Origin of the sequence: Aestuariibaculum suncheonense, from assembly GCF_014596935.1 — a bacterium.
In the GTDB taxonomy this organism is placed as follows: Bacteria; Bacteroidota; Bacteroidia; order Flavobacteriales; family Flavobacteriaceae; genus Aestuariibaculum; species Aestuariibaculum suncheonense.
This window is the reverse complement of the sequence record NZ_JACVXC010000002.1, coordinates 234157-250598: the sequence shown is the minus strand read 5'-3', so window position 1 is coordinate 250598 and position 16442 is coordinate 234157. Positions and strand designations below refer to the sequence as shown.

Genomic DNA, 16442 nt, shown 5'->3' with positions numbered 1-16442 from the left:
AGTGAAAAAGCTCTTAACGCATTTTATTCTAAGTCTAATTATTGTCACCTCAGTTATGGGACAAAATAAAGCACATAACCCAATTATTTTTGCAGATGTGCCAGATCCTTCAATAATTCGAGTCGGTGATACATATTATATGAGTAGCACTACCATGCATATGAATCCGGGGGTGCCCATTATGAAGTCTGATGATTTAGTGAACTGGAAACTTATAAGTTATGCTTATGACACCTTGGAAGCTAAAGATGAACTCAATTTAGAGGGAGGAAAAAACATGTATGGAAGAGGATCCTGGGCTAGTAGTATGCGTTACCATAATGATACGTTTTATGTGAGCACATTTTCGAGTACAACAGGTAAAACGTATATTTTTTCAACTAAAAATCCAGAGAAGAATTCTTGGAAGCGAATAGAATTTCAACCTTCATATCATGATCATTCCATATTTTTTGATGATGATGGGAAAATTTATATGATATGGGCCGCAGGTCGACTCAATATAGCAGAATTAAAATCTGATTTTTCAGGAGTGAAAGAAGGTACAGAGCGAGTACTTATTGAAAATGCCAGTGCCCCAGCAGGTGATAATATCATGTTAAATGCAGAAGGCTCACAGCTTTTTAAAGTTAACGGGAAATATTATTTATTTAACATCACCTGGCCTCATGGAGGGATGCGAACTGTAATAATTCACCGAGCTGATAGTATTTATGGACCTTGGGAAGGTCGAATAGGTTTGCAGGATTTAGGAGTAGCTCAGGGCGGCCTAATAAATACTCCAGACGGGAAATGGTTCTCTTATTTATTTAGAGATTATGGAGGTGTTGGTCGTATTCCGTATTTGGTTCCTGTTAAATGGGAAGATGGCTGGCCTGTTTTAGGCGAAAATGGAAAAGTGCCTGAATATTTAGATTTACCAGGGAACAAGAGTTTGATTCCTAATATTGTTGCTTCCGATGATTTTAAAAGAAAAAAGCATGAAGCTGATTTGCCTCTCGTTTGGCAATGGAATCATAATCCTAATAATACTTTATGGTCTGTTCGAGAACGAAAAGGCTATTTACGATTGAAAACGGGTCGAGTAGATACCAGTTTTGTAGAAGCTAGAAATACGTTAACGCAGCGCACATTTGGACCTGAGAGTGCAGGAACAATTCTTTTAGATGTATCTCATATGAAAGAAGGCGATTTTGCAGGCTTATGTTTATTGCAAAAACAATTCGGTTTGGTTGGGGTTAAATACGAGAACAACTCTAAAAAAATTGTAATGGTTAGTGCGGCAAATCATGTTAAAGAATTGCAAAGTGTGCCTTTAAATCAAGGTCAAGTCTATTTAAAAGCTGAATGTAATTATCGAGATAGAATGGATGAGGGAAAATTCTATTATAGTTTAGATGGTAAATCATGGAATCCTATTGGAGAACCAGTAAAGCTTCCATATACGCTGCCCCACTTTATGGGCTACAGGTTTGGGTTATTCAATTACGCAACAAAGAACATTGGAGGATATGTTGATTTTGATTATTTCCATATAACAGATTGAATTTCTAAAAATAAACAGTCCAATTAACCATGATATTTTTACCAACTAAACCATTAGCAAAGCACCTATATGCTTTAATTTTTTGCTTTTTAGAAATATGTGTTCTTAAGGCTCAGAATTACCCTTTTCAGAATCCAGAATTGAGTTCGGAAGCCCGTGCAAAAGATTTAATTTCACGTTTAACACTTGAAGAGAAGGCTGCTTTGATGTGTGATCAATCTGATGCGATCCCAAGATTAGGAATTAAAAAATTTAATTGGTGGAGTGAAGCCCTACATGGTTATGCTAATAATGATAATGTAACGGTTTTCCCGGAACCTATTGGAATGGCAGCCTCTTTCGATCCTGATTTGGTTTATCATGTGTTTAATGCTGTTTCAGACGAAGCCCGTGCAAAATATAATCAATGGATTAAGGATGGAAATGAAAATAAACGTTTTTTAAGTTTGTCAGTTTGGACACCAAATGTCAATATTTTTCGTGATCCCAGATGGGGAAGGGGGCAAGAAACTTATGGTGAAGACCCTTATTTAACATCGTGTATGGGAATTTCGGTTGTAAAAGGTTTGCAAGGGCCTGAAGACGCCAAATACCGTAAGCTTTTGGCGTGTGCAAAACATTATGCCGTTCATTCTGGTCCGGAATGGAGCAGACATGAACTTAACTTGAATAATGTAAATCCTCGCGAATTATACGAAACATATTTACCGGCATTCAAAGCCTTAGTGCAGGAAGCCGATGTAAGACAAGTGATGTGTGCTTATCAAAGACTAGATGACGACCCTTGTTGTGGTAATACCAGATTGCTACAACGTATTTTGCGCGATGAGTGGGGGTATGATTACATGGTGGTTTCCGATTGTGGCGCTGTAACCGATTTTTTCACAACACATAATGTGTCTTCAGATGCCAAACATGCTGCGGCCAAGGCGGTTTTAGCAGGTACCGACGTAGAGTGTGTTTGGGAAAATTACCCTTACAAAACCCTACCTGAAGCTGTAAAGAGTGATTTGATTAAAGAGGAAGATGTTAATAAAAGTTTGGAGCGCGTCTTAATAGGTCGTTTTGATTTAGGTGAAATGGATGACGATGCCATTGTACCTTGGGCACAAATTCCTGAGTCGGTTTTAAATAACGAGCAACACAGACAACTGGCTTTAGAAATGGCTCAAAAGTCCATGGTGCTTTTGCATAACAAGAATGATATTTTACCATTAAAGAAAACAATAAATAAACTGGCTGTTATAGGTCCAAATGCAGACGACGAGCCAATGCTTTGGGGAAATTATAACGGAACACCAGTGCGAACCATTACGATTCTTGACGGGATAACTTCCAAAATATCTAAATCAAAAATTAGCTACGATAAGGCTTGTGATTTGGTTGAAGATAAAGTGACTACCAGTTATATATATCAAACATCCATTAATGGAGAAGAAGGGTTTAAAGCAACTTATTGGAACACACCAGACAGAAGTGGGGAAATTATAGCAACCACCCAAATTAAGAACCCGTTAAAACTAACCACTGCAGGACAGCATGAATTTGCACCAGGAGTAAGGTTGGAAGGATTTTCAGCTAAATATGAAACAAAATTTATTGCCAAAGAAACCGATACCTTAGTTTTTAAAACAGGCGCAACAGGTGCATTCGAATTGCTAGTTAATGGGAAATCTATAAGTAAATATACTAACTGGCGCACCATACCAGGAAGAATTCCTTTTCTTGTAGAAGCGGGTAAAACGTATGATATCGAAATTCATTATGCCCAATCTAACAATTGGCAAGCAAACTTAGAATTTGATTTTGGAAAAGAATATGATATTGATTTTAGTGGATTAATTAAAAAATTGAATGGCATTGATACGGTGGTGTTTGTAGGAGGACTTTCAACCTTACTTGAAGGCGAAGAAATGCCGGTGTCTTATCCTGGATTTAAAGGAGGCGATAGAACGAATATAGAACTCCCATCTGTTCAAAAGAGATGTTTACAAGCCTTGAAGGATGCTGGAAAGAAAGTCATTTTTATTAATTGTTCAGGATCTGCTATGGCGCTATTAGATGAAACTAAAACATGTGATGTTATAATCCAGGCTTGGTATGGCGGAGAGTCTGGAGGGCAGGCAGTGGCGGATGTGTTGTTTGGCGATTATAATCCATCAGGTAAACTACCTATTTCTTTTTACAAAAGTTCTGAAAATCTGGGAGATTTCGAAGACTATTCTATGAAAGGCCGTACTTATCGTTACACAGATGATACCTTGTTCCCATTTGGATTTGGTTTGAGTTATTCTACATTTAAATTTGGTTCTGCAAGTCTAAATAAATCTATCATCAATTCAGATGAGTCACTTCAAATTACAATACCAGTAACTAATTCTGGTAAACAAGAAGGAACTGAAATTGTTCAGGTATATATACATAAAGTAAACGATTTCGACGGGCCTTTAAAAACCTTGCGAGGTTTTAAACGAGCCAATATTAAAGCTGGTGAAACCGAAAACATTACAATAGAGTTACCTCCATCGTCTTTTGAATTTTACGACTGGAATACCATGAGTATGAATATAACTCCAGGAGGGTATGAAGTGTATTACGGAAGCAGTTCAAATATCAAGGATCTAAAGATGACTAAAATTTTAATCAAGTAACTAAAAAAGCCATGACAGCATATAGAATAATTGTGATTCTCTTTATGGGAATTTTGTTAAACTCGTATAAGGTACAATCTCAGGAAAAGCTTTATCCTAACGAATTTCCTTTAGAAGATGTTACATTACTTGATGAACTATTCAAAGATGCTCGGGATCTTAATATCGAAGTTCTTTTAAAATATGATATAGATCGGTTTTTGGCTCCATATAGAAAGGAAGCTGGTTTAAAACCTAAAGCAAACCCTTACCCTAACTGGGAAGGGCTCGACGGTCATGTTGGTGGACATTATTTATCGGCGATGGCTATTAATTATGCAGCTACTGCAGACAAAGATTGTAAAGAGCGCATGGATTATATGATTGTTGAAATTAAAGCATGTCAGGAAGCCAATGCCATTAATAATAAAGAATGGGGAGTTGGGTACGCAGGTGGTTTCCCTAATAGTAATTCATTATGGTCGGCATTTAAAAGAGGAGATTTTAGTGTTTACAATTCTTCTTGGGCTCCATTCTATAATTTGCATAAAATGTATGCAGGATTAAGAGACGCCTGGTTGTATGGTGATAGTGAGGAAGCCAAAACGCTTTTTCTAAAGTTTTGCGATTGGGGCATTGACATTTCTTCCGGTTTAACCGATGAACAAATGGAAACGATGTTGCATATGGAACATGGAGGGATGCCTGAAGTTTTTGCCGATGCATATCAAATTACAGGGGATGAAAAATACCTAATTGCTGCGAAGCGATATGCCCATAAAGCTTTTCTTGAACCCTTGTCAGAAGGTATTGATATTTTAGATAATACACATGCCAATACACAAATACCAAAGTTCGTAGGGTTTGAAAGAATAGCAGAGCTTAGTAACGATGATAAATACCATAGAGCAGGTGGCTTTTTCTGGGAAACCGTAACCAATAATCGTTCGCTGGCGTTTGGGGGGAACAGTAGAAAGGAACATTTTCCAAGTAAAGCGGCAAGTATCGACTATATTAATGAAGATGACGGGCCGGAATCTTGTAACTCTTATAATATGTTAAAGTTAACAGAAGATTTATTTAGAGGACAACCTGATGCTAAATATGCTGATTATTACGAGAGAACATTATACAATCATATTTTATCTACTCAACACCCTGAACATGGAGGGTATGTGTATTTTACTTCAGCTCGTCCTAGACACTATAGAGTGTATTCTGCGCCAAATGAAGCCATGTGGTGCTGTGTTGGTACAGGCATGGAAAATCATGGAAAATACAATCAATTTATTTATACACATGCTAAGAATAGTTTATACCTGAATCTATTTATTGCTTCAGAGCTTAATTGGAAAGAAAAGGGGATAAAACTTAAACAGGAAACAAATTTCCCAGAAGAAGGACAAACAAAATTGATTATAACCGAGGGGAAATCGAATTTTAATTTATTGGTGCGATATCCAAACTGGGTTAAGGATGGTGCATTAAAAATATTGGTTAATGGAGAACATTTTAACCACACCAATAAACCATCATCCTATATAAGTGTCGATAGAACTTGGGAAAAGGGAGATGAGGTGCAAATAATCTTACCCATGCATAACACCATTGAACAAGTGCCTAACGTACCTCAGTACATCGCTTTTTTACACGGGCCTATTTTATTAGGAGCAGAAACGGGAGTAGAAGACTTAAAAGGCATAATAGCAGACGATAGTCGATTCGGGCAATATCCAGGAGGGCAACGATTACCTTTAAATGAAGCCCCTATTTTGGTTGAAGATGACTTGTTAAATATAGCTGATAAATTGGAGCCAATAAAAGACAAACCTCTACACTTTAAGCTTAATGTAGACATGGAAAATCATATAGAGAATCATTTAAAACCCTTTTATAAAATTCATGATTCCAGATATATGATGTACTGGTTATCCTTAACCAAATCAGGATATCAAAGCTACACAGATTCTCTTGGAACTCTTGAAAAACAAAAGTTAGAGCTTGAAAAGCGTACAGTTGATTTCGTAGGTACAGGAGAACAACAACCAGAAAGCGATCATTATATGAAGCATTTTAAATCTACCACAGGTAATTCGCAAGACGATTTTTGGAGAGCTGCTGGAGATGGAGGCTATTTTAGTTATTTGATGTCTACCCAAAACGCTACAAATTTAGAACTTATGGTACGTTATTGGGCGTTTTATTGGGGAACAAAGAAGTTCGATATTTTTATTGATGATGAAAAATTAGTTTCGGTAGATACTTCTAATCACAGTAATATTAGTCAATTCATTGAAACTTCTTATAAAATACCTGAATATATGGTAAAAGGAAAGGAAAAAGTCAGGGTGCGGTTTCAGGCACAGCCAAATGCCAGTACTAGTGAAGTTTATAATATACGATTAATAAAAACAGCAAATTAAGATGTATGAAACTTAAAATCTGGTGTATTTCAGTCCTAATTACAATAATATTTATTTCTTGTAAAAATACATTGCAAAGTTACTCTCTATTAAAAGATAGAATTACAATCCCTGTGAAAGAAGGTGTTTTAAATATTATTCCTTTAACAGATAACGCCATTAGAATTCAAACAAATCATAAGGATATTCGTGAGGAAGAAGAACTAATCTTAGTCAATAAATTAGAGGTGCCTGATTTTCAGGTTTATGAAAATAAAGAAGAAATATTATTAAAAACAAAGAAAATTACTGTTTCTTTCAATAAGCAAACAAGCTCCTTGAATTATGAAGATAATCAGGGTAAATTGTTTTTGTCAGAAAAACCAGAGGGTAAAAAAGTATTATTAGATTCCATTCAAGGTTATCCTTGCCTAAATGTTACTCAAAGTTTTAATAGCTTAGAAAATGAATATCTTTTTGGTTTGGGGCAATTTCAGGATGGGCATTATAATTTGAAGAATATTAGTAGAAAACTAACTCAGGTAAATTCTCAAATAGCAATACCTTTTTTGTATTCAAGTGAAGGTTATGGAATTCTTTGGCATCAGTATGGTTTAACAGAATTTAATCCTAATGATAAATTTATTCCTTTAACCGAAAGTATCAATAATTCAGATACTAATACCGAGGTAGATGTTACAACAACTTCAGGAACTCAAAAAGTTTCACAGAGCGAAGTATTGTTCACCGGGCTATTTACAGTTCAAGAGGAAGGCCAATATTCACTAATGTTAGATTTAGGAGATATGGATAGCAGGTATTTTGTTGTTGTAGATGGTACAACGGTAATTAACCAATCAAATTTATGGTTACCGCCTACAGTGAGTAAATTGGTTTATTTAAATTCTGGCAAGCATACCGTTCAAGTTGTTTGTAGTTCAAAAAACAAACCAAAATTATCATTTAGAAAAACGGATAACACAACAACATTTCGCTCACCAAATGCTAAAGCTTTAGACTATGTTGTTTTTAAAGGAATAAATTCCGATGAGGTAATTGGTACTTATAGAAAGGTTTCTGGTCATGCCCCAATGTTGCCTTTATGGGCATACGGATTTTGGCAATGCAGAGAGCGTTACACATCAAGCGAACATTTAATTAATACGGTTAAAGCATTTCGCGGAAAAGACTTGCCGGTAGATGTAATTGTTCAAGATTGGCAATATTGGGGAAATAATGGTTGGGGAGTACCTCAATTTGACAGTTTACGTTATCCTAATCCTTCAGGATTTATAAAAGAATTACATGATTTAAATGCACATTTTGCTATTTCAATATGGTCTAATCCTGATAAAAATTCTACAATAGGTAAAGCGTATGAGCAAAACAAGATGTATATCCCAAAGACAAAATGGTTAGATTATTTTAATTCTGAAACAGGTAAAAATTATTGGAAGACATTAAATGATAATTTGTTTGTACATGGCGTTGATGCTTGGTGGATGGATGCAACCGAACCAGAGAATGACGCGCTAACTGGTACTCTAACATATCAGGGGCCCGGCGACTTTTATCGTTTAACTTATCCGCTTTATGTAAGTAAATCGGTTTATAATGGCCAACAAGAAATAACGAGAGATAAACGCGTTACTATTTTAACACGTTCTGCATTTGCAGGACAACAACGTTACGGTACAATTAATTGGTCTGGAGATATTGCAGGTACTTGGGATGGATTTAAAAGACAAATCATTTCAGGGATGAATTTTACGCTTACCGGAATGCCTTATTGGACTACAGATATAGGTGGTTTTTTTCGACCAGGTGGCAGCCAGTATATTGATGAAAATTATCATGAATTATTAACCAGGTGGTTTCAGTGGGGAGCATTTAGTACTATATTCAGAATGCATGGGTATCAATCGGAAACCGAACCCTGGAAATATGGGAGTAGAGTAGAACAGAACATGAGAAAGATGTTGAATTTACGTTATTCCTTAATGCCATATATATATTCCCACGCGTGGAAAATGAATCAAGGATCTACAATGATGCGCCCAATGGTAATGGATTTCCAAGATGATGATGAAGCTTTAAAAAATCCATACCAATACATGTTTGGACAATCACTATTGGTAGCACCAGTGGTGGAACCTGGAGTTAAAAAGGGGGAGGTGTACTTACCAAAGGATATTACATGGTATAATTTCTGGACAGGAGATAGTTTTCTTGGTGGTAAAACAACAACTGTAGAAACACCCTTAAATCAAATACCTCTATTTGTAAAAGCTGGAGCCATTATACCTTTTGGCCCGAAAGTTCAGTATGCCAATGAAAAACCATGGGACAGTATTGAAATAGTAGTTTATGAGGGCGCACATGGTGAATTTAATCTTTATGAAGATGAAGGAGATAATTATAATTATGAAACAGGAAAGAAGTCAATTATTAAGTTTAGTTGGGATGATACTAATAAAATGTTAACAATTAATCAAAGGGAAGGAAGTTTTAAAGGGATGCTTGAAAAACGTCATTTTAAGATTTCAAAAGTATCAAAAGAAGAAAAAATTAATCCGTTATCAAGCAAGAAAAACTTTAAGTTGGTTTCTTATGATGGTAAGGAAATTAAGTTAAAATTATAAAAATTCACGATAAAAAAACTGACTGTTTTAAATCAAATCAAAATAATGTAAAAGTGTAAAATATTTTATTTAGAGGGTGATAACGAAAAGGTTAGGTGATTAAAATTTAATAAAGTAAGGTAAATATGATTTTCAAAACAATATTAAGATTAGGGTTGAGTGTATTAGCTTTTAAAAGCTTTGGTCAAAACCCTATTGTACAAACAAATTATACAGCAGATCCCGCACCCATGGTTTATAATGGAAAGGTTTATCTGTATACATCTCACGACGAAGATAATTCGACATGGTTTACCATGAACGATTGGCGCTTATACACCACTGAAGATATGGTCAACTGGACAGATCATGGAGCCGTATTATCTTATAAAGATTTTAGTTGGGCTAAAATGAATGCCTGGGCCGCACAATGTATTGAACGTGATGGGAAATTTTATATGTATGTCCCAATTACAGATCATCAAGGTAAAAATGGTATTGGAGTGGCGGTATCCAATAGTCCTTATGGGCCTTTTATAGATCCGTTGGGCAAACCCCTAATTCAAAATAGTAATGCCGATATCGACCCAACAGTTTTTATTGATGATGACGGACAAGCATATCTTTTATGGGGAAATCCGGAATGCTATTATGTGAAATTAAATGAAGATATGATTTCATTTAATGACGAAATCAAAACCTTTCCAAATACAATTGAATCTTTTGGTAAACGATTAGGAGAGGATAATTCCAAAAGACCAACGACTTACGAAGAAGGACCTTGGCTATATAAAAGAAATGGTTTGTACTATTTGTTTTTTGCTGCTGGACCAATTTCAGAACATTTAGGATATTCAACAAGTAATAGCCCTATTGGACCTTGGAAATACCAAGGTGTGGTTATGCCTACAGAAGGGAAAAGTTTTACAAACCACCCGGGTGTTATCGATTTTAAGGGAAAAACATATTTGTTTTATCATAACGGCGCATTGCCTGGCGGAAATGGTTTTAACAGATCGGTTTGTGTTGATGAGTTAAAATTCAATTCAGATGGCACTGTTATACCAATGAATATGGGACAAGGGGTTGGAGATGCTTTAGTTTCAATAAATCCATATATCAAAAATGAAGCTGAAATGATAGCCTGGTCTCAAGATGTAAAATCAATGAAAAATGATGAGGTAGGTGTTTTCATTACAGCAAAGAAAAATGAAGCTTATACCTTAGTGAAGAATGTTGATTTTAGAAAAGATGGTGCATCAAAATTCACTGCTCGTTTAGGGACAACCCACAACTCTTCAATTACTTTAGAAATCCGAATAGATAGTGTGGACGGAGAATTATTAGGAACAGTAAAAGTACCAATGACTGGAGGAAACGATCGATGGGCATTAGTATCTTCAAATATTGAAAAAGTTACCGGAACTCATGATTTGTATTTTGTTTTTAAAGGCAATGTACCTAACAACATTATGTATTTTGATTATTGGAAATTTTCTAACTGAACATATTTAATTAACTAACATTCTATATATGAATATCAAATGTATTTTATTTTTCATGTTATCTGCATTTCTTGTGGGTAATGCACAATCAATAGTTGAAAGCCCAGACGGTAAATTAAAAGTTTCCGTAACTGTTGATTACGGCAAACCAAAGTATTCTGTCACTTACAACAATGAAATCATGCTTGAAAAATCACCATTAGGTTTAATAACTAACGAAGGTGATTTTAGTAAGAACATGAAGTTTCTAGAAACGACAACAGGTAAAGTCGATCAAAGTTATCATCAGGATAAAATAAAACAATCCGATGTTCTTTATCAGGCTAATACATTAAAATATACCATTGAAAATGAAGATAAAAAGCAATTGTCTATTGTATTTCAGGTAAGCAATAACGATATCGCCTTTCGATATGAAATACCAACTTGGGGTGAAACTTTTGTTTGTGTAATAGAAAAAGAGTTAACCGGGTTTGCATTTCCTACTTCTACCAAAGCATTTCTATCCTATATGATGGAGTCAATGGGAGGTTTTGCTCGTACAGCACCAAGTTACGAAAGTGGTTATGCGTACAATGCACCATTAGAGAACAACACAGCCAAAGGGGGGTATGTATTCCCGGGTCTTTTTAATGTAGAAAATAAAGGCTGGGTATTAGTCTCAGAAACAGGTGTTTCAAGTCAATATTGTGCTTCGCATTTAAGCAAGTATAATAACGGCGTTTTTAATGTGGAATATCCAGATATTAAAAACAATAACGGATTTGGAAGCACTGGAGCACAAATGGGATTACCAGGGGTAACACCTTGGCGTACAATTACAGTTGGTAAAACACTAAAACCTATAGTAGAAACAACGATTCCTTTTAGTGTTGTAGAACCACTTTATGAAGCTTCACAGAATTATGAATATGGACGCGGAAGCTGGAGTTGGATTATTTGGCAGGATAACAGTATGAACTATGAAGATCAAGTAAAGTACATCGACCTAGCTGCCGAAATGAATTTTGAATACATTTTAATCGATGCGTGGTGGGATAAAAACATTGGTTATGAAAAAATGAAAACACTTATTAAATATGCCGAATCAAAAGGTGTGGGCGTTTTTCTTTGGTATAATTCTAACGGAAACGCTAATGATGCATTTATGACACCACTAAATAAAATGCATACCTCTATTGTTAGAAAAAAGGAAATGAAATGGTTAAAAGAAGCAGGTGTTAAAGGCCTAAAAGTTGATTTTTTTGGTGGCGATAAACAAGAAACTATGAAGTTGTATGAAGATATACTTTCCGATGCCAATGAATATGGTTTAATGGTTATTTTTCATGGAGCAACCTTACCACGAGGATGGGAGCGTATGTATCCTAATTTTGTTGGAAGCGAAGCTGTTTTAGCGTCTGAAATGCTCGTCTTTTCTCAGGATGTACGCAATAAAGAAGCTTTTTACGCATCTCTACATCCATTTATGCGAAATACGGTAGGGAGTATGGAGTTTGGCGGTGTGGTGTTAAATAAATTCCTTAACAAAGGAAATGAAGCAGGACAGAAGCGTTTAACCAGTAATGTATTTCAATTGGCAACCAGTGTACTTTTTCAAAATCCGGTACAAATGTTTGCATTAACTCCAAATAACCTCCAGGATACGCCTAAATACCAATTAGATTTTTTGAAAACAGTCCCAACTACCTGGGATGAAACTGTTTTTGTTGATGGTTATCCAGGTAAGTACATCGTTATGGCGCGTCGTCATGAAAACACTTGGTATATCGCTGGAGTAAATGCTCAGGATACAGATCTTAATCTTAAAGTTAAATTACCAATGCTCAATGCAGGAGAGGTTCTTAAAATATACCGAGACGGCGAAAAATCTAAAAATGATGTAGAGTTATTAAAGTTAAAAAAGAATCAGGAGATCGAATTACATATGCCTGTGAATGGAGGTGTTCTAATTGTGAAATAAATAGAGTGATGTATAGAAGTAATAATCCATTTTCAGTTTTTATATGGTCTGTGTTTTTGCTTTCAAGTCATGCATTTGCTCAAAATCCAATAATTAGAAATCAGTTTACGGCAGATCCTTCGGCAAGAGTTTTTGGAGACAGAATTTACATCTTTCCTTCTCATGATATTTTGGCAGAAGAAGGAAAAGGACGCATAGGATGGTTTTGCATGGAGGATTATCATGTGTTTTCTTCAGAGAACCTTACCGATTGGATGGATCATGGTACTATTATACAGCAAACCAAAGTAGATTGGGTAAACCCAGATAGCTACAGTATGTGGGCGCCAGACTGTATTGAGAAAAATGGCAAATATTACTTTTACTTTCCGTCTACACCAAATAAAACGATAACAGAAGATAAAGGTTTTTGTATAGGTGTTGCCATTTCAGATAAACCAGAGGGACCTTATGTTCCTGAATCTAAGCCTATAAAAGGGGTTAGAGGTATTGATCCAAATGTGTTTATTGATCATGACGGGCAGGCTTATTTATATTGGTCTCAAGGGCATATTTATGCAGCAAGATTAAAAGATAATATGCTCGAACTTGATTCCGAAGTTAAAATTTTAGAGGATTTGCCAACTAAAGGATTAAAAGAAGGACCTTTTGTTTTTGAAAGGCATGGTATATATTATTTAACCTATCCGCATGTAGCCGAAAAGACCGAACGTTTGGAGTATGCAATTTCCGATAATCCGTTAGGGCCATTTAAATTTAAAGGTGTTATCATGGATGAGTCTCCAACGGGTTGCTGGACAAATCATCATTCTATTATTCAATTTAAAAATCAATGGTACCTATTTTATCACCATAATGATTATTCACCAGACTTTGATAAAGCTCGATCTGTAAGAGCTGATACATTACATTTTAACGCAGATGGGACAATACAAAAGGTGAAACCTACCTTAAGAGGAATTGGTATTTCAGATGCAACCAAAGAAATTCAAATAGATAGATACAGTAGGTTAGATTCTTTTGGAGCTTCAACCGCCTTTTTAGATTCGTTAAATACTTTTAAAGGTTGGAGATTAAAGTTGAATAAACCTGAGGCCTGGGTACAATACAATACAGTTGATTTTGGTAGTAAACTGTTGAAATCAGTTGTTCTAAAAGTTAAATCTTCAACAGGCGGTACTTTAGAAGTAAGAAGTAAAGGTATAAACGGTATGCTTTTATCGAGGGTAATCGTACCTGAAAGCGATAATTGGAAAGAAATAAAAGCACCTCTGGTGAAGTCTGAATCTAATATTGAAAATCTTTTTATTCAATTAAAAAGTAATAGTGAAATAGAAATCGATTGGGTAAGATTTGAATAAAATTTAAAAAAATAAAAAAGAGATTATGAGTTATTTGTTTAAGGTTGGTTTTTTATCATTGTTTCTCGTGTCATGCAGTACAAAATTGTACAATAAAACAGATTCAGGTTTAAAAATGATTGTTGATTCCATCGAATTAGAAATCCAGTTTCTATCACCTAAAATTGTTAGGGTTTTGAAATACCCGAAAGATTCTATTGTTGAAAAGGAAAGTTTGTCTGTTATTAAAAAGCCAGAGAAAGTAAAACTAGATATTTCAGAAAGTGAATTATTTTTTATTATAAAAAGTTCAAGTTTAGTTGTCAAGGTTAATAAAAATTCCGGAAATGTTGATTTTTTTAATGTTGATGATGAGTCATTGATTAAAGAAGTAAAAGACGGAAATAAATTTACTCCAGCTACCGATGCAGGCGAATTTACATTTCAAGTAAGCCAATCATTCAAATTGGATCCTGATGAGGCAATTTATGGATTAGGTATTCTTCAAAGTGATGAAATATCCCAACGAGGAAAGGAGGTTTATATGGTTCAGAATAATACTCAAGATTTTGTTCCTTTTTTTCAATCGATAAAGGGATATGGTATTTTTTGGGATAATTATTCACCTACTATTTTTAAAGATAATTCAGATGGTACGAAGTTTACCTCTGAAGTGGGCGAGTGTATAGATTACTATTTTATGTTTGGGGGTAATGCAGACGGGGTTATTGCACAAATGCGTGATCTCACAGGACAGGTTCCTAAATTTCCCTTATGGACATTTGGCTATTGGCAAAGTAAGGAGCGTTATAAAAGTCAGGAGGAAACAGTTGATGTTGTAAAGCAATACCGAAAACTAGGTGTGCCTTTAGATGGAATTATTCAAGATTGGCAATATTGGGGAGATAATTATCATTGGAATGCTATGGAGTTTTTAAATTCGAATTTTCCAATGCCTCAAAAATTTGTGGATGAAATACATAATCAAAAAGCAAAAATTATTATTTCTGTTTGGTCTTCTTTTGGACCTGAAACCAAACCTTACAAAGAAATGAAAGAAAGAGATATGCTTATGGATTTTGCAACATGGCCACTTTCCGGAATAGATTCATGGCCTCCAGATATGAAGTACCCTTCCGGAGTTGTTGTTTACGATCCCTACAATCCTGAAGCTAGAGATATTTACTGGAAATATCTTGAAAAAGGATTATTCTCATTAGGTATTGATGGTTGGTGGATGGATTCTACAGAGCCCGACCATTTAAATATTAAACCTGAAGATTTAGATAATAAAACATATTTAGGTTCTTTTAGAAAGGTTAGAAATGCCTTTCCATTAATGACGGTTGGAGGGGTATATAATCATCAACGAGGAAAAACGTCAGATAAGCGTGTTTTCATTTTAACACGTTCTGCATTTGCAGGCCAACAACGATATGCATCAAATACTTGGACGGGAGATGTAGTGGCCTCATGGGAGGCATTAAAGAATCAAGTAACTTCTGGTTTGAATTTTTCAATGACAGGAATTCCTTACTGGAATACAGATATAGGTGGTTTCTTTTTATGGGATTTTCCTAATAATATAAATGATCCAGAATATCAGGAACTTTATACGCGTTGGCTTCAATTTGGAGCTTTTACTCCTATGATGCGATCGCATGGAACAGATGCACCAAGAGAAATTTATCAATTTGGAAAAAAGGGAGAACCTATTTTTGATATAATCGAGAAATATATAAATCTTAGATATCAATTACTGCCATACATTTATAGTATTTCTCATATGGTTACTGCAAATCAATCTAGCATGACTCGTCCTTTGATCATGGATTTTGCATCAGATATAAATACTCATAATATTGGTAATGAGTATATGTTTGGCAGTTCCATTCTGGTCACACCCGTAACAGATGCCATGTATACCAGATTTGTTACTAACAAAGGAGATACTACTAAAATTAGAGATTTTTCTCTAATAAAATCTACAGATGTTTACTTGCCTGCTAATACCTTATGGTATGATTTCTGGACAAATGAAAAGCATATTGGAGGGCAAACAGTAAAAAAAGACACCCCCTTAGATATTTTACCAATTTATATTAAGGCAGGAAGTATTATACCCTTTGGACCAAAGGTACAATATGCAGAGGAAAAATTATGGAATGAATTAGAACTTAAAGTTTACGAAGGAGAAAGCGGCACCTTTACTCTATATGAAGATGAAAATGATAACTATAATTATGAAAAAGGAGCATTTTCAGAGATAAAGATAACATGGAATAACTCTTCTCGGATACTAAGTATAGGAGAGAGGAAAGGTGGGTTCAATGGAATGCTAATTGAAAGGAAATTTTTAATCACTCTTCGTGATGGAACACAGAAAGAGATTAATTATAAAGGAGATAAAATAGATGTTAGGTTTTAAATAATAG

General features: G+C 35.1%; 8 protein-coding genes. All 8 read left to right on the top strand.

Annotated features, from left to right (window positions below):
- Window position 1: 1 nt before the first annotated feature.
- The 8 genes from ICJ84_RS06705 to ICJ84_RS06670 all read left to right on the top strand — a co-directional run bounded on the left by ICJ84_RS06705 (window position 2) and on the right by ICJ84_RS06670 (window position 16435).
- On the top strand, window positions 2–1546 hold the full coding sequence (locus tag ICJ84_RS06705; protein WP_317173659.1) for a glycoside hydrolase family 43 protein: 1545 nt from the start codon (window positions 2–4) through the stop codon (window positions 1544–1546).
- Between the two features lie 29 nt (window positions 1547–1575).
- Window positions 1576–4197: a xylan 1,4-beta-xylosidase gene (xyl3A, locus tag ICJ84_RS06700; RefSeq protein ID WP_188215606.1), complete on the top strand. Its 2622-nt coding sequence runs from the start codon at window positions 1576–1578 to the stop codon at window positions 4195–4197.
- 11 nt (window positions 4198–4208) lie between these two features.
- Window positions 4209–6599, top strand: coding sequence for a glycoside hydrolase family 127 protein (locus ICJ84_RS06695; RefSeq protein ID WP_206688684.1), 2391 nt, complete (start codon window positions 4209–4211; stop codon window positions 6597–6599).
- Window positions 6600–6604: 5 nt separating this feature from the next.
- Complete coding sequence (locus tag ICJ84_RS06690; protein WP_188215605.1) at window positions 6605–9220, top strand: glycoside hydrolase family 31 protein; 2616 nt, start codon at window positions 6605–6607, stop codon at window positions 9218–9220.
- 125 nt (window positions 9221–9345) lie between these two features.
- A complete protein-coding gene (locus ICJ84_RS06685; RefSeq protein WP_188215604.1) occupies window positions 9346–10704 on the top strand; it encodes a glycoside hydrolase family 43 protein in 1359 nt (452 codons plus the stop codon).
- Between the two features lie 28 nt (window positions 10705–10732).
- The gene (locus tag ICJ84_RS06680) at window positions 10733–12667 is read left to right on the top strand and encodes a glycoside hydrolase family 97 protein (protein ID WP_206688683.1); all 1935 of its coding nucleotides are present in this window, start codon (window positions 10733–10735) and stop codon (window positions 12665–12667) included.
- An 8-nt stretch (window positions 12668–12675) separates the two neighbouring features.
- On the top strand, window positions 12676–14028 hold the full coding sequence (locus tag ICJ84_RS06675) for a family 43 glycosylhydrolase (protein ID WP_188215603.1): 1353 nt from the start codon (window positions 12676–12678) through the stop codon (window positions 14026–14028).
- A 25-nt stretch (window positions 14029–14053) separates the two neighbouring features.
- Window positions 14054–16435 (top strand): glycoside hydrolase family 31 protein, encoded by a 2382-nt coding sequence (locus tag ICJ84_RS06670; RefSeq protein WP_188215602.1) that lies wholly within the window; start codon window positions 14054–14056, stop codon window positions 16433–16435.
- The last annotated feature ends 7 nt before the right edge of the window (window positions 16436–16442 follow it).

Excerpts from the sequence above, each read along its gene's own strand:
- xyl3A (WP_188215606.1), top strand. The coding sequence starts at position 1,576 with ATGATATTTTTACCAACTAAACCATTAGCAAAGCACCTATATGCTTTA.
- ICJ84_RS06695 (WP_206688684.1), top strand. The coding sequence starts at position 4,209 with ATGACAGCATATAGAATAATTGTGATTCTCTTTATGGGAATTTTGTTA.
- ICJ84_RS06690 (WP_188215605.1), top strand. The coding sequence starts at position 6,605 with ATGAAACTTAAAATCTGGTGTATTTCAGTCCTAATTACAATAATATTT.
- ICJ84_RS06685 (WP_188215604.1), top strand. The coding sequence starts at position 9,346 with ATGATTTTCAAAACAATATTAAGATTAGGGTTGAGTGTATTAGCTTTT.
- ICJ84_RS06680 (WP_206688683.1), top strand. The coding sequence starts at position 10,733 with ATGAATATCAAATGTATTTTATTTTTCATGTTATCTGCATTTCTTGTG.
- ICJ84_RS06675 (WP_188215603.1), top strand. The coding sequence starts at position 12,676 with ATGTATAGAAGTAATAATCCATTTTCAGTTTTTATATGGTCTGTGTTT.
- ICJ84_RS06670 (WP_188215602.1), top strand. The coding sequence starts at position 14,054 with ATGAGTTATTTGTTTAAGGTTGGTTTTTTATCATTGTTTCTCGTGTCA.